The organism is Frateuria edaphi, assembly GCF_021117405.1.
GTDB classification, from domain to species: domain Bacteria; phylum Pseudomonadota; class Gammaproteobacteria; order Xanthomonadales; family Rhodanobacteraceae; genus Frateuria_A; species Frateuria_A edaphi.
This window is the reverse complement of the sequence record NZ_CP088251.1, coordinates 1,817,730-1,839,347: the sequence shown is the minus strand read 5'-3', so window position 1 is coordinate 1,839,347 and position 21,618 is coordinate 1,817,730. Positions and strand designations below refer to the sequence as shown.

The following is a 21,618-nucleotide window of genomic DNA, read 5'->3' as shown; positions in this document are numbered from 1 at the left end:
TCCTACAACGGTGGCGGCTCCTCCCGGCGAGGGAAGTCCGTCAGAGCGCTTCGAAGATGCCCGCCGCGCCCATGCCGGTGCCGATGCACATGGTGACCATCCCGTACTTCTGCTTGTGCCGGCGCAGGCCGTGCACCAGCGTCGCCACGCGCACGGCACCCGTGGCACCGAGCGGGTGACCGAGCGCGATGGCGCCGCCCAGCGGGTTGACCTTGGCCGGGTCAAGCTCGAGATCCTTCATCACGGCCAGCGCCTGGGCGGCGAAGGCTTCGTTGAGCTCGATCCAGTCGAGCTGCTCACGACTGATGCCGGTGCGCTTGAGCGCCAGCGGGATCGCTTCCTTGGGACCGATGCCCATCACCTCCGGCGGCACGCCGGCGACGGCGAAGCCGACGAAGCGGGCCAGCGGCTGCAGGTTGTATTCCTTGATGGCCTTCTCGCTGGCGATCAGCACGGCGCCGGCGCCATCGGACATCTGGCTGGAATTGCCCGCGGTGACGCTGCCACCGAACTGGCCGTTGCGGAAGACCGGCTTGAGCTTGGCCAGCACGTCGGGCGTGCTGCCCGGGCGGGGGCCTTCGTCCTGGCTGATGACGCGGCTGTCGGTGACGATCGTGTCATTGGCCAGGTCTGGATAATGGTCGTCGAGCTGGAACGGGGTGATCTCGTCCTTGAACTCACCGGCGGCCTGCGCGGCCAGCGCGCGCTCGTGGCTGCGCGCGGCGAAGGCGTCCTGCTCCTCGCGGCTGACCTTCCATTGCTTGGCGACGTTCTCGGCGGTGATGCCCATGCCGTAGGCGATGCCGATGTGCTCGTTGTCGAAGATCGCCGGGTTCATCGCGACCTTGTGGCCCATCATCGGCACCATGCTCATGCTCTCGGTACCGCCGGCGAGCATCAGGTCGGCCTCGCCCAGGCGGATCGCGTCCGCCGCGTAGGCCACGGCCTGCAGGCCCGAGGAGCAGAAGCGGTTGATGGTGACGCCGGGCACGGTGTGCGGCAGGCCGGCGAGCAGCACGCCGATGCGCGCCACGTTCATGCCTTGCTCGGCCTCGGGCATGGCGCAGCCGATCACGGCGTCGCCGATGCGGTGCGGGTCGATGCCCGGCGCCTGCGCCATCACGGCGCGGATCACGTGGGCGAGCATGTCGTCCGGGCGGGTGTTCCTGAAGACGCCGCGCGGCGCCTTGCCGACCGGCGTGCGCGTGGCGGCGACGATGTAGGCGTCCTGGATTTGCTTGGTCATCGTTTTGCTCCGTCGCGTCGCGCTTGTCTGAAGCGCCGACGCGTTGTGGTTTGCGTTCGTGGGCCTGTCGCGCGGATCAGTTGCGCAGCGGCTTGCCGGTGGTCATGGTGTGCGCGATGCGGGCCTGGGTCTTCTCGGTCTTGGCCAGTTCCACGAAGTGCTTGCGCTCGAGCTTGAGCAGCCAGGCCTCATCGACCAGCGAGCCGCGCTCGATGCCACCGCCGCACAGCGTGTCCGCGATGCGGCTGGCGATCGCCACGTCGTGCTCGGAGGCGAAGTAGCCGGCCTGCAGGTTGACCAGCGACGCCTTGAAGGTCGCCGTGCCGGTGTCGCCGGCGACCGGGATCGCGCGGGCGGGCAGGGGCGGGCGCCAGCCGCTCTCGGCAAGCGCCGAGGCGACCTCCCTGGCCACGTAGAGCAACTCGTAGGCGTTGAACACCACGACGTCGGACTCGCGCAGCAGGCCCAGCTGCTCCGCTTCGAACGCGCTGGCGGAAACCTTGGCCATGGCCACCGTCTCGAACACCTTCTTGAGCGATTCGAACGGATCGGCCGGGTTCGCGTTCGCCGCACGCACCGCCAGCTCCTTCAGGCCGCCACCGGCCGGCAACAGGCCGACGCCTGCTTCGACGAGACCGATGTAGCTTTCCAGCGCGGCCACGGTGCGCGCCGAATGCATCTGGAATTCGCAGCCGCCACCCAGGCACAGGCCGCGCACGGCGGCGACGACCGGCACCAGCGAGTGCTTGATGCGCATGTTCGTGCGCTGGAAGTTTTCCACCATCGACTCGAAGGCGTCGAACTTGCCGTCCTTCAGCAGGCCGAGCGCACCCTTCAGGTCCGCGCCGGCGGAGAACGGTTCGCCGGTCTGCCAGATCACCACCGCCTTGAGCTTCTCCTCCGCCACCCCGATGGCGTGCTGGATGCCGTCGAGCACGTGGTCGTTGACCGTGTTCATCTTGGTCTTGAACGAGAGGATGCCGACGCCGTCGTCGCCCAGCGTCCACAGGCGGACGCCCTCGTTCTCCCACACGGTGGTGCCCTGGTCGAACTTCTCGCCGAGGATCGCGTCAGGGAAGAGCTGGCGCGCGTAGACGGCGTGGGTGGAGCGCGGCTTGTCGGTGTTCGACGCGGCCGAGTAGGAGCCCGCCTTGCCGTGCACGCCGTTGCGGCCGTCGGTGACCCAGGCGGGCAGCGGCGCATCGCTCATCGCCTTGCCGGCCTTGATGTCCTCGGCGATCCAGTTCGCCACTTGCTGCCAGCCGGCGGCCTGCCAGGTTTCGAAGGGACCGAGCTTCCAGCCGTAGCCCCAGCGGATGGCGAAGTCGACGTCGCGCGCGGTGTCGGCGATGTCGGCCAGGTGGTAGGCGGTGTAGTGGAACAGGTCGCGGAAGATCGCCCACAGGAACTGCGCCTGCGGATCGCTGGACGCGCGCAGTTTCGTGAACTTTTCGGCCGGGTCCTTGATCGCGAGGATGGCGGCGACTTCATCGGACGCCTTCTGTTCGGAAGGCACGTAGTCGCGCCTGGCCGGGTCCAGGACAAGGATGTCCTTGCCGACCTTCTTGTAGAAGCCGGCGCCGGTCTTCTGGCCGAGTGCGCCGGCGTCGATCAGGCCCTGCAGCACCGCCGGTGTCTTGAAATACCTGTGCCACGGATCATCGGCCAAGGTGTCGCCCATGGTCTTGATCACGTGCGCCATGGTGTCCAGGCCGACCACGTCCGCGGTGCGGTAGGTGGCGCTCTTGGGGCGGCCGATCGCAGGCCCGGTCAGCGCGTCGACCGTGTCGAAGCCGAGCTTGAACTGCTCCGTGTGGTGCATGGTCGCGAGCATCGAGAACACACCGATGCGGTTGCCGATGAAGTTCGGGGTGTCCTTGGCGATCACCACGCCCTTGCCGACCGTGGTGGCGAGGAAGGCTTCCAGGCCTTCGATCACGCTGGCATCGGTGAGGCGCGTGGGGATCAGCTCGACCAGGTGCATGTAACGCGGGGGATTGAAGAAGTGCACGCCGCAGAAGCGGTGGCGCATTTCTTCGGGGAGCGCTTCGGCCAGCGTGTTGATCGACAGGCCGGAGGTGTTGGACGCGATGACCGCGGTTTTCGACAGGTGCGTGGCGATCTTCCTGTAGAGATCGAGCTTCCAGTCCATCCGCTCGGCGATCGCCTCGATGACCAGGTCGACCTCCTTAAGATGATCGAGGTCCTCGTCGTAGTTGGCCGGGATGATCGCGGCGGCGAGATTCTTGTCCGCCAGTGGAGCAGGCGAGAGCTTGGCGAGGTTGGCGATCGCCTTGATCGCGATGCCGCTCTTGGGACCTTCCTTGGCGGGAAGGTCGAACAGCACGGTTTCGACACCGGCGTTGGTCAGGTGCGCGGCGATCTGCGCGCCCATGACGCCGGCGCCCAGCACGGCGGCCTTGCGGATGCGGAGTGTTGCGGGCATTGGCTTCTCCAGGGGATGCGGACAGCGAAACGAAATGAGGCTAGGCAGCCAGCCGTGGCTGGCCGGTGAGTTCGGAAGGGCTCAGGGGTGGCTGAGGCCGGCGCTGGCGAAGCGGATTAGGTGCGCGATCGTCTGCTCGCGGTGGGCGGCCTCGCTGACGCCGCCCTTGCGCTGGATCATGCCGAAGCCGGACATGGCATGGGTCAGCGCACCGGTCACCAGGTCGATGCGCCAGTAAAGTTCCTCGCGGCTGAGCCCGGGCAGCAGTCGGGCGAACTCGGCGGTGAACTGGCGCATGACATGGCCGTAGTTCTCGGACATGAACTGGCGCAAATGGTCGTCGTGCTCCGCGAATGCGCGTGCCAGCACGCGCATGAACAGCGAGCCGCTGCCGTCGCCGGAGAGCGCCAGGGCAGGGCGGATGAAGGCGTCGAGCACGGCCTCGAGCGTCGTGCCGGGCTGGCCGGCGACCTTCGAGAGGGCTCCCAGTCGGTGTGCGTTCAGCGTATCGAGGCGGCGGCGGAACACCTCCTCGACGAGCTTGTCTTTGGATCCGAAGTGGTAGTTCACTGCGGCCAGGTTGACTCCGGCGGCGGCCGTCAACTGTCGCAACGACGCGCCATCGAAGCCGCGCTGGGCGAACAGCACCTCGGCGGCACAGAGGATGCGTTCCTTGGTCGAGGCGGAACTGTTCACGCTTGGGCTCGCTCGCAGGGAAGGAATCAAACGATCGTTTGAGCATACGCGGGGCGCTTCGGGCCCGTCAAACGGCCGTTTGGTTCACGCCGTGTCCGCTTGCGATCAGGCTAGAATCTGTCAAACTTTCGTGAGCTAAATCCGCATTTCGTGTCGGATTTAGCCCTACATTGATCGGCAAGACAGCCGATAGCCCACTCAGATACCAGTTTTCCCGGAGCAGACCCATGGCGCTGGAGCGCACCCTTTCCATCATCAAGCCCGACGCCGTCGCCAAGAACGTGATCGGCCAGATCTACTCCCGTTTCGAGCAGGCCGGCCTGAAGGTCATCGCCGCGAAGATGAAGCAGCTGTCCCGCAAGGAAGCCGAGGGCTTCTATGCAGTGCACAAGGAGCGCCCGTTCTTCAACGCGCTGGTGGAGTTCATGATCTCCGGTCCGGTGATGATCCAGGTGCTGCAGGGCGAGAACGCCGTGCTGAAGCATCGCGATCTGATGGGCGCCACCAACCCGAAGGACGCTGCGCCGGGCACGATCCGCGCCGACTTCGCCGATTCGATCGACGCCAACGCGGTGCACGGCTCCGATGCCGCCGAGACCGCCAAGGTCGAAATTGCCTACTTCTTTGCGGAGACGGAAGTCTCCCCGCGGTGAGATAAGTTGTGAACCAGGTTGTAGCCATCCCTTCCATCGACCCGAAAGCCACAAGCGACAAGGTCAACCTGCTCGATTTCGATCGCCAGGGGCTGCGTGATTTCTTGGCGCAGCTCGGCGAGAAGCCTTATCGCGCCGAGCAGGTGATGAAGTGGATCTACCACCGCCTGGAAGACGACTTCGGCAGGATGACCGACGTGGGCAAGGCGCTGCGCGCCAAGCTCGAGGCCACGTGCTACGTCGGTCCCCCGAAGACGCTGTTCGACAAGGCTGCAGCCGACGGCACGCACAAGTGGCTGCTTGGCATGGATGGCGGCAACGCCATCGAGGCGGTCTACATTCCCGAGCCGACCCGCGGCACGCTGTGCGTGTCCTCGCAGGTCGGCTGCGGCTTGAATTGCCAGTTCTGCTCGACCGCGACGCAGGGCTTCAACCGCAACCTGGCTGCATCCGAAGTCATCGGGCAGATGTGGGTGGCGGCCAAGCACCTGGGCAACGTCACGCACCAGAACCGTCGCATCACCAACGTGGTGATGATGGGCATGGGCGAGCCGCTGCTGAACTTCGACAACGTGGTCACCGCGATGAGCCTGATGCGCGATGACCTGGGCTTCGGCCTGGCGTCCAAGCGCGTGACGCTCTCGACCGCCGGCCTGGTGCCGATGATCGACAAGCTGTCCGAAACGATCGACGTCTCGCTGGCGGTGTCGCTGCACGCGGCCAACGACGAGCTGCGCACGGAACTGGTGCCGCTCAACAAGCGCTACCCGATCGCCGAACTGCTGGGCGCCTGCCTGCGTTGGATCGAGCGCCGTCCGCGCACTTCGATCACCTTCGAATACACACTGATGAAGGGTGTGAACGACCAGCCCGAGCATGCGAAGCAGCTGATCAAGCTGATGCGCAAGCTGCCCACCGGCAGCGCGAAGGTGAACCTGATCCCGTTCAACCCCTTCCCGGGCACGCGCTTCGAGCGCTCGGACGCCGAGGTCATCCGCGCGTTCCAGACGCAGCTGCTCAACGCGAACGTCCTTACCATGCTGCGCCGCACGCGCGGCGACGACATCGATGCCGCCTGTGGCCAGTTGAAGGGCCAGGTGCTGGACCGCACGCGCCGGCAGGCCGAGTTCCGCAAACGCCTTGATCAGGGACAAGGAGTCGTGCATGCGTCTTGAACGCTGGATGGGGGCAGCGCTGGCGCTGGTGCTCGCGGGGTGCGTCACCACGACCACCGAGGAAGGCAGTCTCGGCAAGGTGCCGCATTCGAGCCAGAGCCAGGAGGCACAGGATGCCGCGCGCGTCCATACCGAGCTCGGCCAGCAGTACATGGCCAACGGCGACCTCAAGACGGCGCTGGACAAGCTCAACAAGGCGCTGCAGTTCGACGAGGACTATGCGCCGGCGCACACCGTCATTGCCGTCCTCGACGAGCGCATCAATCGCCCGGAGCAGGCTGAGCAGCATTACCGCCGCGCGGTCCAGCTGGAGCCGGACAAGGGCATGCCGAACAACAACCTCGGCACGTTCCTCTGCCGCGTCGGCAAGGGCGCCGAGGCGCTCAGGTACTTCGATACCGCGCTGAAAGACCCGTTCTACCAGACCCCGGACATCGCGCTGACCAACAAGGGCATCTGCCAGCTGCGCATGAACGACGTGGCTGGTGCCGAAGGTACTTTGCGCAAGGCGCTGGATGCCAACCCGCAGAACGGCGATGCCCTGTTGCATTTGGCCAAAGCCCTGTACCTGAACAACGACGCGTTCCGCGCGCGTGCGTTCATCCAGCGCTTCGACGCGCTGGGACAGCCTAGCGCCGACGCCCTCAAGCTCGGCCACGACATCGAAACCCGCCTGGGTAACACGGACGCTGCCCAAAACTACCGCAGGCGACTGCAGAGCCAGTTCCCGGATTCGGATCAGGCCCGCGCCCTCGACGCACCCGCTAGCCCATGACCTTCCAGCAGTCCAATCCCGGCCATCGTGCGATTGATCTGTTCGCCGTCGCGGCGATCACGGATGGCCCGTCGAACGATCAGTCCCCCAGTTTCGGCAGCCGTTTGCGCGCCGCCCGCGAAGCGCGCAGCCTCGACATCGACGCCTGCGCACATGCCCTCAAGCTTCCGGCGCGCGTGTTGCGCCAGCTGGAGAGCAACCAGCGCGAGGGCATCGACTACGCCGTGTACCTGGCCAGCTACATCAGCAAGTACGCGCGCCATCTGGGCGTGGACGAGGACGCCATCCAGGCGGAACTCGCGAGCCTCAAGCGCGCCGAGCCCACGTTGGTGGCCACGGGCGGCATGTCGCACTCGCGCTACCTGCTCGAGCGCTATGCCACCGCCGCGACGTACGTAGTGCTGACCGCGGTGATCGTGGTGCCGATGGTATGGCTGGGCGTGCGCGGCACGCTCGACCGCGATCTGAGCCACCTGGCGCCGCTGGACGCCACACCGGTTGCCCAACAAGACGCCCCGGCGCACGTCGCCAGCAACAATGCCCAGACCACGGTGGCGGCACCTGCTCGCAAGGCGGCTGCCACTGCGCCGGCCGAGGAGCAACCGTTGCTGGCCTCGATGGCACCGTTTCCGGGTCTGGACAGCGGCAGCCTGAGCGTCGCCAAGCCTGAAGCCGCGACCACCGCGCCGGCCCCCGTAGTCGCCAGCCCTGGCGGGCACAGCGTTAGCCTGACGCTGGACGAAGCCAGTTGGGTCGAAGTGGTTGCCGCCGACGGTTCCCGCCTGGAATACGGCCTGCTGCCGGCCGGCGTCAGCAAGACCTGGAACAGCGCGCAACCGCTGGACGTGCGCATCGGCAACGCCGGTGGCGCACAGGTCAGCATCGACGGCCAGCCGCTGCCGCTGGATGCCTATCGCCGCGCCAACGTGGCGCACTTCCGCGTCCAGGACGGCAAGCCCGCGCCCAGCGGCGCCTGATCCAGCCGTCGGTTGCAGGAGCGCACCCGCGCGCGAACGCCATGGCGGTCGGGCCGGGTGCGTTTCCATATGAAGACCTGTGGATTTTGCCCGTCCCCGCGGCGCTTCGGTTATGCTTGTCCATTGACCGCGATGCACCCGCGGTCATGGCATTCCAATCTTCTTTTTCCCAGCGCCGGGTCGGCTTATGCCGTCGCGGCGCGCGCTTTTGACGGACAAATGCATGGCATTCGACGCATACGACGATTACGAGCAAGGCGAACGCGTACAGCAATGGCTGCGCCAGAACGGCCTGTCCATCGTCATCGGCATCGTCATCGGCCTGGTCGCGATCTTCGGCTGGCAGCAGTGGCGCAACCACCAGGCCACGCGCGAGATGGAGGCGTCCAACCTCTACCAGCAACTGCAGACCGCGCTGGCCTCCGGCAACACCGGCGAGGCTGACAAGCTGGTCGATCGCCTGGAGAAGGACTACGCCAAGTCCACATATGCCGTGTTCGCCGCCAGCGACCAGGCGCAGCGGCTGGTCGAGGCCAAGCAGCTGGACAAGGCGCTTGCCTCGCTCCAGTGGGCGCGCAGCCACGTCGGCGACAACGCGCTCAAGCCGCTGGTGGAACTGCGCACCGCCAAGGTGCAGATGGCCGCCGACAAGGCCAAGGACGCGCTGGCCACCCTCGACGCGGTCACCGCGAAGGGTTACGAGGCGCTGCGCCAGGAACTACGCGGCGATGCGCTGGTCAAGCTTGGTCGCGCGGACGAAGCGCGCAAGGCCTACCAGGCGGCGCTGGCCGCCATGGCTGAAGACGCGCCACAGCGCGCTGCCTTGCAACTCAAACTCGACGATCTGGCCGTGGCCGGGAAGCAGGGCGCATGAAGGTGATTGGCATGAAGCGGGCGGTAATGGTGGCGCTGGTCGGCCTGGTCGCGTTGGCCGGTTGCCATAACGCCAAGAAGGAAAACGTCCAGCCGCCGACGCCGCTGTCCAAGGACTTCAAGCCCACGGTGCAGGTCACCCGCCTGTGGCACGAGACCATCGGCGACGGCGCCAAGGACACCGGCGTGCGCCTGCGTCCGACGGTGGTCGATGGCGTGCTCTATGCCGACAGCGCCGACGGCAAGCTGGTCGCGCTCGATGCCAATACCGGCAAGACGATCTGGTCCAAGAGTTCGCGCACCCACGGTTGGTTCGGCTGGGGCGACAAGAAGCGCAAGGACGCTTTCTACGCCGGCGGCCCGGCGGTCAGCGGCGACCTGCTTGCCGTCGGGACGCTCGATGGCCACGTCTACGGCGTCAACGCGAAAGACGGCAGCCCGCGCTGGGAAGCGACGCTCAAGTCCGAGGTGCTGGCCTCCCCGGTGATCGTGGGCAACCTGGTGGTGGTGCGCACCGGCGACGGGCGCGTCTATGGCCTGGATGCCGCCACGGGCGAGCGCCGCTGGGTCTACGACCAGAGTGAGGTGCCGCTGCTCAGCCTGCGCGGCAACGGTCCGCTGCTGGTGGCCAATGGCGTCGTGTTCTTCGGCAGCGACGGCGGCAAGCTGGTCGCGCTGCGGCTGGACAACGGCGAGAAGCTGTGGGAACAGAATCTTGCCAGCGGCGAAGGCCGCACCGAGATCGAGCGCCTGGACGACGCCGACGGCTCGATCCTGCTCGATGGCCGCACGCTCTACGGCGGCGCCTACCACGGGAACCTCGTGTCCATCGACGGCCCCACCGGCCGGCCGATCTGGGCGCATCCGTTCTCCACCTACACCTCGCTGGCGACCAAGGGCAACGCGCTCTACGCGGTGGATGAGGACTCGCAGGCGTGGGCGTTCGACAAGAGCTCCGGCGCCGAGATGTGGAAGAACGACAAGCTCAAGTACCGCTGGCTGACCGGGCCGGAGGTGCAGGGCGACTATGTGGTGGTCGGGGACATCGAAGGCTACGTGCACTGGCTGCAGACCGGAGACGGTGCGCTGGCCGCGCGCGAGCGGCTGTCCAAGCACGCCATCCGCGCCCAACCGCTGGTGGTCGGTGATGTCGTGTACGTCGAAGACGTGGAGGGCCGCATCGGCGCCTACCGTCTCGGCGGCGCGCGCTGATCGCCCGCAAGGAAGATGCTGAATCATGCTGCCCGTCGTCGCCCTGGTCGGTCGCCCCAACGTCGGTAAATCGACCCTCTTCAATGCCATGACGCGCAGCCGCGACGCCCTGGTGGCCGACATGCCGGGCGTCACCCGCGATCGCCACTACGGCGTGTGTCATCTCGGTCCGCGCTCGTTCGTGGTGGTCGACACCGGCGGCCTGTCCGGCGTCGAGGAAGGCCTCGATGCACTCACCGCGCAGCAGGTGCGCCTGGCGATCGATGAGGCGCAGGTTCTGGTGTTCGTGGTCGACGCGCGCGACGGACTGCTGCCGCAGGACCAGGGCATCCTCGGCGAGCTGCGCCGCAGCGGCAAGCCTATCCTGCTGGCGGTGAACAAGACCGACGGCCTGGAAGAGCAGGACGCCCTTGGCGAATTCGCCCGTTTCGGCATTGCCGCGATGCTGCCGCTGTCGGCCGCACACAACCGTGGCATCGAGGAGTTGATCGCCGCGGCATTGCCGTTGTTGCCGCCGGACGAGGACGAATCCGAGTCGCACGTCGAGGACGACAGCATCCGCGTCGCCATCGTCGGCCGCCCGAATGCCGGCAAGTCCACCCTGATCAACCGTCTGCTCGGCGAGAACCGGCTGATCGTCTCCGACGTCGCCGGCACCACGCGCGATCCCATCCGCGTGCCGCTGGAGCGTGACGGCAAGAGTTACACGCTGATCGACACCGCTGGCGTGCGCCGCAGAGCGCGCGTGGAAGAAGCCGTGGAGAAGTTCAGCGTCATCAAGACGCTGCAGTCGATGGCCGCGAGCCAGGTCGTCGTGCTGATGATCGACGCCCGCGAGAACCTGGCCGACCAAGACCTCACCCTGATCGGCCACGCGGTCGAAGAAGGCCGCGCGCTGGTGATCGCCGTCAACAAGTGGGACGGCATGGACGCGTACCAGCGCGAGCAATGCCAGCGCACGCTCGAGCGCAAGCTGGTCTTCGTCGACTGGGCTAAGACGGTCTTCATTTCGGCGTTGCACGGTTCGGGCCTGCGCGAGCTGATGCGCGCGGTCGTCCGCGCGCACACCTCGGCCACCCATGAACTGGGGTCCTCCGACCTCACCCGCACGCTGGAAAAGGCCTACGAGGCCTACCAGCCGCCGCTGGTGCGCGGCCACGCGCCCAAGCTCCGGTTCGCGCATCCGGGCGGGTCCAACCCGCCGACCATTGTCATCCACGGCAGCCGCACCAAGCACATCGCCCCGGCCTACCGCCGTTACCTCGAGAACTTCTTCCGCAAGCGCTACAAGCTGGAAGGCACGCCGATCCGAATCGACTTCCGCGATGGCGACAACCCGTTTGCCGGGCGCAAGAACGTCCTCACCGAAGGCCAGCAGCGCAAGCGCCAGCGGATGATCCGCGAGATGAAGAAGCGCAAGAAGTAGCCGCTTCGGTTCCGTCCGTAGCTAGGATCGAAGTCAGCCCACGGCCTGGCTGTCGACCAGATCCCCAGGCACCAGCGCGTACACCGCCGCATCGCAGGCCTTGTCGCGCATCCACAGTCGGTGTCGCGCGATGCATTCGAACCGTGCTCCGGCCTGCTCGGCGGTCCGCCGGCTCGCCTGGTTGTCGACTAGGGCGACGATTTCGATGCGCACCAGGCCAAGCGTCTCGAAGCCGAAACCTGCCGCAAGCTTGGCCGCCCGACGCGCGATCCCCTCGCCCTGGCGCGACTGGCGGACCCAGTAGCCCAGCGCCGCGCTGCGATGCATGCGATTGCGCTGGTTCAGCCCGACGCTGCCCAGCAAAGTTCCGCTGGCCCGTTCGAACACGCCGAACGCGAAGTGCTCTTCCTTTGCCCAGCCCTCGCGGCAGTGACCTATCCACGCCTGTGCCTCGTCGAGGTCGTAGCCGGCGTGGCACCAGGGAAGCCAGCGGCCGACGGTTTCCAGCGACTCCTGGACTGCCATGTGCAGCGCCGGTGCGTCATCCGTTCGCCACGCGCGCAAGAGCAACGGGCCCTCGGCAAGTTCCATGTCGGCGTGCAAAGCCACGGCGCCTCCTTTGTGTTTGCTGTGTAGGGCGGGCTTCAGCCGCGCCACGCCAGGTACGACCAACGAGGAGGGGCCGAAGCCCACCCTACGATGCCCGGCGTGTTTGTGCACGGTCGGTGGCGACGGGATAATAGGCGCCTTTGCAGAGCAGGCAGCCCCATGACCGCACGCATCCTCGACGGCAAACGCATCGCGCAGGAACTGCTGGAGCGGGTAGGGCGGCGCGTGTCCGATCGCAGGGCGCAGGGCCTGCCCGAACCGGGCCTGGCAGTGGTGCTGGTGGGCGAGGATGCGGCGTCGTCTGTGTACGTGCGCAACAAGCGCAAAGCCTGCCACCAGGTCGGGTTCCGTTCCTTCGATTACGACTTGCCTGCCAGCACCACGGAGGCGGAACTGTTCGCGCTGATCGACAAGCTCAACGCCGACCCGGCCGTGCACGGCATCCTGGTGCAATCGCCCCTGCCGCCGCACATCGACGAGGAGGCGCTGGTCGACCGCATCGATGCAAACAAGGACGTGGATGGTTTCCAGGCGGTGAACGTGGGTCGCCTGGCATTGCGCCGTTTCGGCCTGCGGCCGTGCACGCCCAAGGGCGTGATGACGCTGCTCGGGCACACCGACCGCCCGGTACGCGGCCAGCATGCGGTGGTCGTGGGCGTGTCCAACCACGTCGGACGACCGCTCGCGCTGGAACTGCTGATCGCCGGCTGCACGACCACCTGCTGCCACCGCTTCACCCGCGACCTGGAATCGTTCGTGCGCCAGGCCGACATCGTGATCGTCGCGGTGGGTCGGCCGGGCCTGGTCAGGGGCGAGTGGATCAAGCCAGGCGCGGTAGTCATCGATGTGGGCATCAATCGGCTCGATGACGGCCGCCTCGTAGGCGACGTCGAGTTCGCTCCCGCGGCCGAACGCGCCAGCTGGATCACGCCGGTGCCCGGCGGCGTGGGGCCCATGACCGTCGCCACGCTGATCGAGAACACCCTCGAAGCGGCCGAAGCCCGCGCATAGCTCGTGCAGCAGCCCACTTGTGGGCGACGGCCGGCTCCGATCGGTATCGAACAAAGAACATCGGTTACAAGAGGGCGCCTGCTGGTTTCAGGATTGACGCATCTGGCGAGCACCACACCCACGCGCGTATAATCCCATCTTTGCAGCGAGACCCACCCGCATGCGCATCCTCGCCGAGGCTCTGACCTACGACGACGTGTACCTCGTTCCGGCCCATTCGGCCGTCCTGCCACGCGACGTCGACACCTCCACGCGGTTGACCCGCAACCTGCGCCTGAACATCCCCATCGTGTCCGCCGCCATGGACACCGTGACCGAGGCGCGGCTGGCCATCACGATGGCCCAGCAGGGCGGCATCGGCATCATCCACAAGAACATGACCGCCGCGCAGCAGGCCGCCGAAGTGCGCCTGGTGAAGAAGTTCGAGGCCGGCGTGATCCGCAGTCCGATCAGCGTCGGCCCCAACACTTCCATCCGCGAAGTGCTGCAGCTCACTCGCGCGCACAACATCTCGGGCGTGCCGGTGGTCGATGGCGAGAAGCTCATCGGCATCGTCACCAGCCGCGACCTGCGCTTCGAGCGCAAGCTGGAAGACCCGGTGCGCAACATCATGACGCGCCAGGACAAGCTCGTGACCGTGCGCGAGGGCGCGAGCCAGGACGAAGTGCTGCAGCTGCTGCACAAGTTCCGCATCGAGAAGGTTCTGGTGGTCAACGACGACTTCCAGCTGCGCGGTCTGATCACCGTCAAGGACATCCAGAAGGCCCGCGACAACCCGCATGCCGCCAAGGATGCGCACGAGCGCCTGGTGGTTGGCGCCGCGGTCGGCGTGGGCGGCGACACCGAGCAGCGCATCGAAGCGCTGGTCGACGCCGGCGTGGACGTGCTGGTGGTCGACACCGCGCACGGCCATTCGCAGGGCGTGATCGAGCGCGCCGGGTGGGTCAAGAAGCGCTACCCGCAGGTGCAGGTGATCGCCGGCAACATCGTCACCGGCGAAGCGGCGCGCGCGCTGCTCGATGCCGGCGTGGACGCGGTCAAGGTGGGCGTCGGTCCCGGCTCCATCTGCACCACCCGCGTGGTCGCCGGCGTCGGTGTGCCGCAGATCACCGCGATCGACCTGGTCGCCAGCGCGCTCAAGGACGAGATCCCGCTGATCGCCGACGGCGGCATCCGCTACTCGGGCGACATTCCCAAGGCGCTGGCCGCCGGTGCGTCCACCGTGATGCTCGGCTCGATGTTCGCCGGCACCGAGGAATCGCCGGGCGAGGTGGAACTGTTCCAGGGACGCTCCTACAAGAGCTATCGCGGCATGGGCTCGCTCGGGGCGATGGCGCTGGGCTCCAAGGACCGCTACTTCCAGGAAGAGGCCGACGCGGACAAGCTGGTGCCCGAAGGCATCGAAGGCCGCGTGCCGTATCGCGGCCCGCTGCGCAACATCATCCACCAGCTGATCGGCGGCCTGCGCGCGTCGATGGGCTACCTTGGCGCCGCCACGGTCGAGGACGTGCGCCAGAACGCGCAATTCGTGAAGGTGACTTCCGCCGGCGTGACCGAGGCGCACCCGCATGACATCCAGATCACCAAGGAAGCGCCGAATTACCGGCTGAATTCGTGACATGACACGGGGCCCGGCATCGGGCCCCGGATTTTTCATGGCGCCGTTTCCGCAGCGGTGGAATCCACTCCGTCCCGGTAGGGGATTCCCGCGCTCCCGGGAATGGCGCCGGCCCGTTTCTGGCGACAGCCCAAAGAGTCCGGTCCGATGCAGAACATCCATTCCGACAAGATCCTCATCCTCGACTTCGGCGCGCAGTACACCCAGCTGATCGCGCGCCGCGTGCGCGAGCTCGGCGTCTACTGCGAGATCTGGGCGTGGGATCACGACCCCTCGCAGATCGCCGGCTTCGGCGCCAAGGGCATCATCCTGTCCGGCGGCCCCGAGTCCACGACGCTGCCGGGCGCGCCCGCGGCGCCACAGGAGGTGTTCGATTCGGGCCTGCCGATCCTGGGCATCTGCTACGGCATGCAGACGCTGGCCGCGCAGCTCGGCGGCGCCACCGAGGCGGCCGACCAGCGCGAATTCGGCCACGCCCAGGTGGACATCGCCGGCGGCAGCCGGCTGTTCGATGGCCTCACCGACCATGCCGGCGCGCACAAGCTCGACGTGTGGATGAGTCACGGCGACCACGTCAGCAAGGCGCCGCCGGGCTTCGCCATCACCGGCACCACCGATCGCATCCCGGTCGCCGTGATGGAGAACGAGGACAAGCGCTGGTACGGCGTGCAGTTCCATCCCGAAGTCACCCATACGAAGCAGGGCAGCGCGCTGCTCCGGCGCTTCGTGGTCGACATCTGCGACTGCGCCACGCTGTGGACCGCCGACAACATCATCGAGGACCAGATCGAGCGCGTGCGCGCGAAGGTCGGTAGCGACTACGTGCTGCTGGGCCTCTCCGGAGGCGTGGATTCGTCGGTCGTCGCCGCACTGCTGCACAAGGCGATCGGCGACCAGCTCACCTGCGTGTTCGTGGACACCGGCCTGCTGCGCTTCAAGGAAGGCGACCAGGTGATGGCCACGATGGCGCAGCACATGGGCGTCAAGGTGATCCGCGTCGATGCCGCCGACCGCTACTTCAAGTCGCTCGAGGGCGTGGCCGATCCCGAGGCCAAGCGCAAGATCATCGGTCGCCTGTTCGTGGAGATCTTCGACGAGGAGTCGGCCAAGGTCACCGAAGCCGGCCACGGCCAGGTCAAGTGGCTGGCACAGGGCACCATCTACCCGGACGTGATCGAATCGGCCGGCAGCAAGACCGGCAAGGCGCACGTCATCAAGAGTCATCACAATGTCGGCGGCCTGCCGGAGGACATGAAGCTCGGCCTCATCGAGCCGCTGCGCGAGCTGTTCAAGGACGAGGTGCGCCGCATCGGCGTGGCGCTCGGCCTGCCGCGCGAGATGGTCTACCGCCACCCGTTCCCGGGGCCCGGCCTGGGCGTCCGCATCCTGGGTGAGGTGAAGCGCGAGTACGCCGAACTGCTCGCCCGCGCCGATGCGATCTTCATCGAAGAGCTGCGCAAGGCGGACCTCTACGACAAGACGAGCCAGGCCTTCGCCGTGTTCCTTCCGGTGAAGTCGGTGGGCGTGGTGGGCGATGCTCGCGCCTACGAATGGGTGATCGCGCTACGCGCCGTGGAAACCATCGACTTCATGACGGCGCACTGGGCGCACCTGCCGTACGAGTTCCTCGGCAAGGTGTCCAACCGCATCATCAACGAACTGCGCGGCGTCTCGCGCGTGGTCTACGACATCAGCGGCAAGCCGCCGGCCACCATCGAGTGGGAGTGAGGCGGCAGCGCCTCCGGTCCGGATGAACAGCGAACTACCGTCCGTGTCCTTCACCGACGAGGACACCCAGCACATGCGCCGCGCGCTGCAGCTGGCAGCGCACGCGCGCGATGCGGAGAACGAAGTGCCGGTAGGCGCCGTGCTGGTGCACGAAGGCCAGATCGTCGGACTGGGCTGGAACCGCAACATCACCCTGCATGATCCGACCGCGCACGCGGAGATCATGGCCTTGCGCGCGGCGGGCGAGAAATTGGCCAACCACCGCATCATCGGCGCCACGCTTTACGTCACGCTGGAGCCGTGTGCGATGTGCGCCATGGCGCTGGTGCATGCGCGGATCGGACGCGTGATCTATGCGGCGACCGATCCCAAGACCGGCGCCGCCGGCAGCGTGTTCGACACGCTGGTGTCCGATCGGCACAACCATCGCGTGCTGGTGCAGGGCGGCTTGCTGGCGGCCGAGTCGGGCGCGATGTTGCGCGAATTCTTCCGCTCGCGGCGATAAGTTCAAACGCGACCGTAAAGTGGGTTTAGCCGACCGCCGCGGTGCCGGAACGGCAGGCCGAAGCCCACCCTGCAAGCCTGCCAGGCTCAGGCCAGCAGGAACGCCAACGCCTCCGCGCACGGCTGCTCCACTTTCAGGCTCAGCAACGGGTCGGCGCGCGTCCTTCCGAGATTCACCGCCGCCACCGGCTTGCCGGCGCGCGCCGCCGCATGCACGAAGCGGTAGCCGGAGAACACCATCAGCGAGGAACCGACGACCAGCACCGCGTCGGCGACTTCCAGCGCCTGCATCGCCTGCACCACCCGCTCGCGCGGCACGTTCTCGCCGAAGAACACCACGTCCGGCTTGAGCACGCCGCCGCAGGCCGGGCACGGCGGTATCACGAAATCGCCGAAGTGCGCCGCTTCCAGGTCGGCATCGCCGTCCGGCGCTTCGACGGCATCGAGCTCGGCCCAGCCCGGGTTGAGATGGTCGAGTTCCTGCTGGAACGCCTCGCGCGACTGGCGCCACGCGCAACCCATGCAGCGCACCTCATCCAGCCGTCCGTGCAGGTCGACCACCTGGCGCTGGCCGGCACGCTGGTGCAGTCCGTCCACGTTCTGCGTGACCAGCAGTTCGAGCCGCCCCTGCGCCTCCAGCCGCTGCAGTGCGTGGTGGGTGCCGTTGGGCTGGGCGCGGCCGAAGTGGCGCCAGCCGACCAGGCTGCGCGCCCAGTACCGCTTGCGCGTGCATTCCTCGCCCATGAAGGCCTGGTAGGTCACCGGTGGGCTGCGCTTCCAGGCACCGTCGCTGTCGCGATAGTCGGGGATCCCCGAGTCCGTGCTGCAGCCGGCGCCGGTCAGCACGAAAAGGCGAGGATGGGTGTCGATGAAACCGGCGAGCGGGGCAGGGTGCATGCCGGCAAGTATGCCGCCGCACGGCTGTTTGCAGGAGCGCACTGGTGTGCAACCGCGCGCTACGGCCTTGCCTCGCGGTGGCGCGCAGGGCGCGCCCACGCGAGGTTTCACGGAACGCTTTACGACTGCCTCATCTTTCCGTGACGGCGCCTTCAATGCGCGACGACCAAGATGCAAGCGCTGCCGCAGCACCGCGCGGCCACGGGTGAATCATGAGCCAGTCCGACCGGACCCTGAGCACGATCAACGACAGAGATCCGTTCGCGATGCGGTACTGGTCCAAGCAGCTGCGTATTTCCGAGCGCGACCTGCGCGAGGCGATCGCCGTGGTCGGCACCAACACCCAGGCGGTGCGCCAGTACACCAACCGGCCGCAGGCCAGCCATGCGGACAGGCCGCGCGGCGCCAGCCGCCGACGCGGCGACTGATGGCCCGGCGCCAGGGGACAGCGGACGTGCCCGTCCAGTCCGGCGCCCGCGGTCAGCGCAAGCGCCGCCCGGCAACCGCCGCGGCAGGCCCATCCTCGAATCCGGGAGCCACCATGTCGGCACACGCGGCCGCGCCGCCTTGCATCTTCAGTCTTCCCGCCGGGTTCGCCGCCGACAGCGGCGCGCGCACGCGCTGGCTGACGCATGCCGCCGAGCTCGGCTTCAACCATGTGCTCGCGCCCGTGACCCTGCTCGACGAAGGCGCCAGCGCGATCGGCACCCTGGCCCGCATCTGCCGGGACCACGGGCTGGGTTTGCTGCTCGACGTGGACGTGGCGCGACCGATGCCGGCCGATGCACCGCTGCGAGCCGAACATCCGGACTGGTTCCACGCGCTGCCCGATCCGTCGGTGCTGCCCGACCCGCGCCGCCCCGCGGCGGAGGCCGGCGTGCGTTGGCGCTTCCACGACGATGCGGTGGCGCCGGAGGCGCTGGCCTGGTGGTGCGAGCGCCTGCGCGAGGCACTGCATGCCGGAGCGGCGGGACTGCGGCTGCTGTCGCTCGACGCGGCGCCTGCCGCGTGGTGGGCGCACCTGATCGATGGTTTGCGCGGAAAGGCGCCCGAGGCGCGGTTTCTGGGTTGGACACAGGGCCTGGCGCCCGCCGAGCTCGCCGGCCTCACCGACGTCGCCTTCGACTACGCCTTCTGCTCGGCCGAGTGGTGGGATTTCCGCGCCGGCTGGCTCGGTCGCGAATTGCGTCGCGTGGCCGAGGTGGCGCCACCGCTGGCCTGTGCCGCGGCGCCCTTTGGCGATCCCGACGCCGACCGGGGCTTCGGCGAGCGCGACCATGCCGATCACCATCGCCGCCGCGCTGCCTGGTTTGCCGCGGCCTGCGCCACCGGCTGGCTGATGCCGGCCGGCTTCGCGCGCGACGAGCAACAGGCACTGGATGTGACGGGCGAGATCCGCGCCATCAACGACTGGTTGCGGGACCTCGGCGAGCAGGCGCGCGAGCCGGCGGCGATCCACATCGACGATGCCTGGGTCGGCGTGCTGCGGCGCCAGGACGAACGCGCGTGGCTGTCGCTCTTCAACGCGCGGCTGGATGCCGCGACGCCGGTAGACCTGGGCGCCATCGCCGGCGGTGCGGCCAGTGACTATGGCGACTGGACGGCTCCCGATGGCGCGCCCATGGCCGGGCCGATCATGCTGGGCCCTGGCGAGGCGCGCCTCCTCGAGGGCACGCGCACGCAGCCGGTCGCCATCCGCGGCAGCGCCGCCGCGTACAAGCAGGCCATCGCCGCGGCCACGCAGGCGCCGCGCATCGCCATCGAAGCCATCAACCCTTGCGTGGACGACGGCCGCTTCGCGGTCAAGCGCGTGGTCGGCGACGTCGTCGAGGTCGAGGCGGACGTCTTCATGGACGGCCACGACAAGCTCGCCGTGGCGCTGCGCTGGCGCGCGCTGGACGAGAAGCAGTGGCACGAGCAACGCATGGAGCCATTGGGCAACGACCGCTACCGCGGCCACTTCGTACCCACCCGCATGGGTCGCCACGAGTACACCGTGCAGGCGTGGCGCGACGCATACGCGAGCTATCGCCACGAGATCGTCGCCAAGCACGACGCCGGCGTGCCGATCGCGCTGGAAATGCGCGAAGGCCAGCACCTGGTCGAGCAGACCGCAGCCGGCACCGCACCGGCGAAACGAAAAGCCCTGCGCGCCCTGGCCGCCGCCCTGGCCAAGGCCGAAGACGACGAGGCGCGTTATCGGCTGATGATCGCGCAGGACACCGCCCGGGCGATGACCGACGGCGACCTGCGCGCGTTCGCCGCAGAACATCCGCCGCTGCGGCTGGAAGTCGATCGCCGCGCGGCGCAGTTCGCCAGCTGGTACGAACTCTTCCCGCGTTCCATTACCGACGATCCCGCGCGCCACGGCACCTTCCGCGACGTCATCGGGCGATTGCCAGCGATCCAGGCGATGGGTTTCGACGTGCTGTACTTCCCGCCGATCCATCCGATCGGACGCGCCTTCCGCAAGGGCCGCAACAACACGCTGACGCCGGGCGAGCACGACCCGGGCAGCCCGTACGCCATCGGCTCGGCCGAAGGCGGGCATACGGACATCCATCCCGAACTGGGCACCATCGAGGATTTCCGCGCGTTGCGGGACGCCGCGCTACAGCACGGGCTGGAGCTGGCGCTCGACTTCGCCATCCAGTGCTCGCCCGATCATCCGTGGCTCACGGAACACCCCGAATGGTTCGACTGGCGCCCGGACGGCAGCCTGCGCTACGCCGAAAACCCGCCGAAGAAATACCAGGACATCGTCAACGTCGACTTCTACGAAGAGGGCGCGATCCCGTCGCTGTGGCAGGCGCTGTGTGACGTGGTGCTTTACTGGGCGGGCGAGGGCGTGCGCGTCTTCCGCGTGGACAACCCGCACACCAAGCCGTTCCCGTTCTGGGAGTGGATGATCGGCCGCGTGCGCAGCCAGTACCCGGACACGCTGTTCCTGTCCGAGGCATTCACCCGGCCCAAGCCGATGTACCGGCTGGCCAAGCTCGGCTTCAGCCAGTCCTATACCTACTTCACCTGGCGCCACACCAAGCAGGAATTCACCGAGTACCTGACCGAACTGGCCCAGGGTCCGCCGCGCGATTTCTTCCGTCCCAACTTCTTCGTCAACACGCCGGACATCAATCCCCACTTCCTGCAGCATTCCGGCCGCAGCGGTTTCCTGATCCGCGCGGCGCTGGCGACCACGCTGTCGGGCCTGTGGGGCATGTACTCGGGTTTCGAGCTGTGCGAGTCGATCCCGGTTCCGGGCAAGGAGGAATACTTCGACTCGGAGAAGTACGAGATCAAGCCACGCGACTGGGAAGCCCCCGGCAACATCATTGCCGAGATCACCCGGCTCAACATGATCCGCCGCGAGCAGCCCGCGCTGCAGAGCCACCTGGGCGTGCGCTTCCTGCGCGCCGACAACGACCATGTGCTGTTCTTCGAAAAGACGGCACGCGGACGCGATCGCGTGCTGGTGGCGATCAACCTCGACCCGCACCACGCGCAGGCGACCGATTTGCACCTGCCGCTGGCCGACTGGGGCGTGGGCGAGGACACGCCGATAACCGTCGAGGACCTGATCCACGACGCGACGCTGACCTGGCGCGGCGGTCGGCAGCAGGTTTGGCTGGGGCAGGGCATGCCCTATGCGATCTGGCGGGTGGAGGCATGAACGCCCGTCAGCCCGCCGCCACATGCAGGAGCGCCCTTGGACGCGACTGCCACGCCACGCCGGTGCCCCGCAGTCGCGCCCAAGGGCGCTCCTGCACCGGCG

The 21,618-nt window shown here is 67.6% G+C and carries 18 protein-coding genes; 13 read left to right on the top strand and 5 right to left on the bottom strand.

Features of this window, described 5'->3' with window-relative positions:
* Positions 1-40: 40 nt before the first annotated feature.
* From LQ772_RS08700 to LQ772_RS08690, 3 genes are all read right to left on the bottom strand, one after another.
* Positions 41-1,246 carry an acetyl-CoA C-acyltransferase gene (locus tag LQ772_RS08700; protein ID WP_231325776.1) on the bottom strand — a complete coding sequence of 402 codons (1,206 nt, stop codon included), beginning with the start codon at positions 1,244-1,246 and terminating at the stop codon, positions 41-43.
* A 76-nt stretch (positions 1,247-1,322) separates the two neighbouring features.
* Positions 1,323-3,692 carry a 3-hydroxyacyl-CoA dehydrogenase/enoyl-CoA hydratase family protein gene (locus LQ772_RS08695; protein ID WP_231325775.1) on the bottom strand — a complete coding sequence of 790 codons (2,370 nt, stop codon included), beginning with the start codon at positions 3,690-3,692 and terminating at the stop codon, positions 1,323-1,325.
* Positions 3,693-3,773: 81 nt separating this feature from the next.
* Complete coding sequence (locus LQ772_RS08690) at positions 3,774-4,388, bottom strand: TetR/AcrR family transcriptional regulator (protein ID WP_231325774.1); 615 nt, start codon at positions 4,386-4,388, stop codon at positions 3,774-3,776.
* Between the two features lie 227 nt (positions 4,389-4,615).
* Here LQ772_RS08690 and ndk point away from each other — a divergent pair, with 227 nt between their 5' ends.
* From ndk to der, 7 genes are all read left to right on the top strand, one after another.
* Positions 4,616-5,041, top strand: coding sequence for a nucleoside-diphosphate kinase (gene ndk / locus LQ772_RS08685; RefSeq protein ID WP_231325773.1), 426 nt, complete (start codon positions 4,616-4,618; stop codon positions 5,039-5,041).
* A gap of 8 nt (positions 5,042-5,049) precedes the next feature.
* Positions 5,050-6,216 carry a dual-specificity RNA methyltransferase RlmN gene (gene rlmN, locus LQ772_RS08680; protein ID WP_231325772.1) on the top strand — a complete coding sequence of 389 codons (1,167 nt, stop codon included), beginning with the start codon at positions 5,050-5,052 and terminating at the stop codon, positions 6,214-6,216.
* Positions 6,206-6,991, top strand: coding sequence for a type IV pilus biogenesis/stability protein PilW (gene pilW, locus LQ772_RS08675; RefSeq protein ID WP_231325771.1), 786 nt, complete (start codon positions 6,206-6,208; stop codon positions 6,989-6,991). Before rlmN ends, pilW begins: the two co-directional genes overlap by 11 nt.
* Positions 6,988-7,968 (top strand): helix-turn-helix domain-containing protein, encoded by a 981-nt coding sequence (locus tag LQ772_RS08670; protein WP_231325770.1) that lies wholly within the window; start codon positions 6,988-6,990, stop codon positions 7,966-7,968. Before pilW ends, LQ772_RS08670 begins: the two co-directional genes overlap by 4 nt.
* A 223-nt stretch (positions 7,969-8,191) precedes the next feature.
* Positions 8,192-8,842 (top strand): YfgM family protein, encoded by a 651-nt coding sequence (locus LQ772_RS08665; protein ID WP_231325769.1) that lies wholly within the window; start codon positions 8,192-8,194, stop codon positions 8,840-8,842.
* Positions 8,843-8,853: 11 nt separating this feature from the next.
* Positions 8,854-10,053 carry an outer membrane protein assembly factor BamB gene (gene bamB, locus LQ772_RS08660; protein ID WP_425600831.1) on the top strand — a complete coding sequence of 400 codons (1,200 nt, stop codon included), beginning with the start codon at positions 8,854-8,856 and terminating at the stop codon, positions 10,051-10,053.
* A 25-nt stretch (positions 10,054-10,078) separates the two neighbouring features.
* Positions 10,079-11,479 (top strand): ribosome biogenesis GTPase Der, encoded by a 1,401-nt coding sequence (der, locus tag LQ772_RS08655; protein WP_231325767.1) that lies wholly within the window; start codon positions 10,079-10,081, stop codon positions 11,477-11,479.
* Positions 11,480-11,512: 33 nt separating this feature from the next.
* Here the strand turns inward: der and LQ772_RS08650 are convergent, their stop codons facing one another.
* On the bottom strand, positions 11,513-12,088 hold the full coding sequence (locus LQ772_RS08650; protein ID WP_231325766.1) for a GNAT family N-acetyltransferase: 576 nt from the start codon (positions 12,086-12,088) through the stop codon (positions 11,513-11,515).
* A gap of 159 nt (positions 12,089-12,247) precedes the next feature.
* Here LQ772_RS08650 and folD point away from each other — a divergent pair, with 159 nt between their 5' ends.
* The 4 genes from folD (at position 12,248) to tadA (ending at position 16,950) form a co-directional block, all read left to right on the top strand.
* Complete coding sequence (gene folD, locus LQ772_RS08645; RefSeq protein ID WP_231325765.1) at positions 12,248-13,099, top strand: bifunctional methylenetetrahydrofolate dehydrogenase/methenyltetrahydrofolate cyclohydrolase FolD; 852 nt, start codon at positions 12,248-12,250, stop codon at positions 13,097-13,099.
* Between the two features lie 160 nt (positions 13,100-13,259).
* The gene (gene guaB / locus LQ772_RS08640; protein WP_231325764.1) at positions 13,260-14,717 is read left to right on the top strand and encodes an IMP dehydrogenase; all 1,458 of its coding nucleotides are present in this window, start codon (positions 13,260-13,262) and stop codon (positions 14,715-14,717) included.
* A 147-nt stretch (positions 14,718-14,864) separates the two neighbouring features.
* Positions 14,865-16,445, top strand: a complete 1,581-nt coding sequence (gene guaA, locus LQ772_RS08635; protein ID WP_231325763.1) for a glutamine-hydrolyzing GMP synthase — start codon at positions 14,865-14,867, stop codon at positions 16,443-16,445.
* A gap of 22 nt (positions 16,446-16,467) precedes the next feature.
* Entirely contained in the window at positions 16,468-16,950 is a 483-nt protein-coding gene (tadA, locus tag LQ772_RS08630; protein WP_231325762.1) for a tRNA adenosine(34) deaminase TadA, read from the top strand.
* Positions 16,951-17,036: 86 nt separating this feature from the next.
* Here the strand turns inward: tadA and LQ772_RS08625 are convergent, their stop codons facing one another.
* Positions 17,037-17,846, bottom strand: coding sequence for an NAD-dependent protein deacetylase (locus tag LQ772_RS08625; RefSeq protein ID WP_231325761.1), 810 nt, complete (start codon positions 17,844-17,846; stop codon positions 17,037-17,039).
* 212 nt (positions 17,847-18,058) lie between these two features.
* Between LQ772_RS08625 and LQ772_RS08620 the strand changes: the two genes are divergently transcribed.
* Positions 18,059-18,274, top strand: a complete 216-nt coding sequence (locus tag LQ772_RS08620; RefSeq protein WP_209618091.1) for a DUF3606 domain-containing protein — start codon at positions 18,059-18,061, stop codon at positions 18,272-18,274.
* Between the two features lie 113 nt (positions 18,275-18,387).
* Positions 18,388-21,516, top strand: coding sequence for a maltotransferase domain-containing protein (locus LQ772_RS08615; RefSeq protein WP_231325760.1), 3,129 nt, complete (start codon positions 18,388-18,390; stop codon positions 21,514-21,516).
* Positions 21,517-21,618: the final 102 nt, after the last annotated feature.

Excerpts from the sequence above, each read along its gene's own strand:
- LQ772_RS08625 (WP_231325761.1), bottom strand. The coding sequence starts at position 17,846 with ATGCACCCTGCCCCGCTCGCCGGTTTCATCGACACCCATCCTCGCCTT.
- pilW (WP_231325771.1), top strand. The coding sequence starts at position 6,206 with ATGCGTCTTGAACGCTGGATGGGGGCAGCGCTGGCGCTGGTGCTCGCG.
- LQ772_RS08695 (WP_231325775.1), bottom strand. The coding sequence starts at position 3,692 with ATGCCCGCAACACTCCGCATCCGCAAGGCCGCCGTGCTGGGCGCCGGC.
- guaB (WP_231325764.1), top strand. The coding sequence starts at position 13,260 with ATGCGCATCCTCGCCGAGGCTCTGACCTACGACGACGTGTACCTCGTT.
- LQ772_RS08620 (WP_209618091.1), top strand. The coding sequence starts at position 18,059 with ATGAGCCAGTCCGACCGGACCCTGAGCACGATCAACGACAGAGATCCG.
- der (WP_231325767.1), top strand. The coding sequence starts at position 10,079 with ATGCTGCCCGTCGTCGCCCTGGTCGGTCGCCCCAACGTCGGTAAATCG.
- folD (WP_231325765.1), top strand. The coding sequence starts at position 12,248 with ATGACCGCACGCATCCTCGACGGCAAACGCATCGCGCAGGAACTGCTG.
- ndk (WP_231325773.1), top strand. The coding sequence starts at position 4,616 with ATGGCGCTGGAGCGCACCCTTTCCATCATCAAGCCCGACGCCGTCGCC.
- guaA (WP_231325763.1), top strand. The coding sequence starts at position 14,865 with ATGCAGAACATCCATTCCGACAAGATCCTCATCCTCGACTTCGGCGCG.
- LQ772_RS08670 (WP_231325770.1), top strand. The coding sequence starts at position 6,988 with ATGACCTTCCAGCAGTCCAATCCCGGCCATCGTGCGATTGATCTGTTC.
- LQ772_RS08615 (WP_231325760.1), top strand. The coding sequence starts at position 18,388 with ATGTCGGCACACGCGGCCGCGCCGCCTTGCATCTTCAGTCTTCCCGCC.
- LQ772_RS08665 (WP_231325769.1), top strand. The coding sequence starts at position 8,192 with ATGGCATTCGACGCATACGACGATTACGAGCAAGGCGAACGCGTACAG.
- bamB (WP_425600831.1), top strand. The coding sequence starts at position 8,854 with ATGAAGCGGGCGGTAATGGTGGCGCTGGTCGGCCTGGTCGCGTTGGCC.
- tadA (WP_231325762.1), top strand. The coding sequence starts at position 16,468 with ATGAACAGCGAACTACCGTCCGTGTCCTTCACCGACGAGGACACCCAG.
- LQ772_RS08700 (WP_231325776.1), bottom strand. The coding sequence starts at position 1,246 with ATGACCAAGCAAATCCAGGACGCCTACATCGTCGCCGCCACGCGCACG.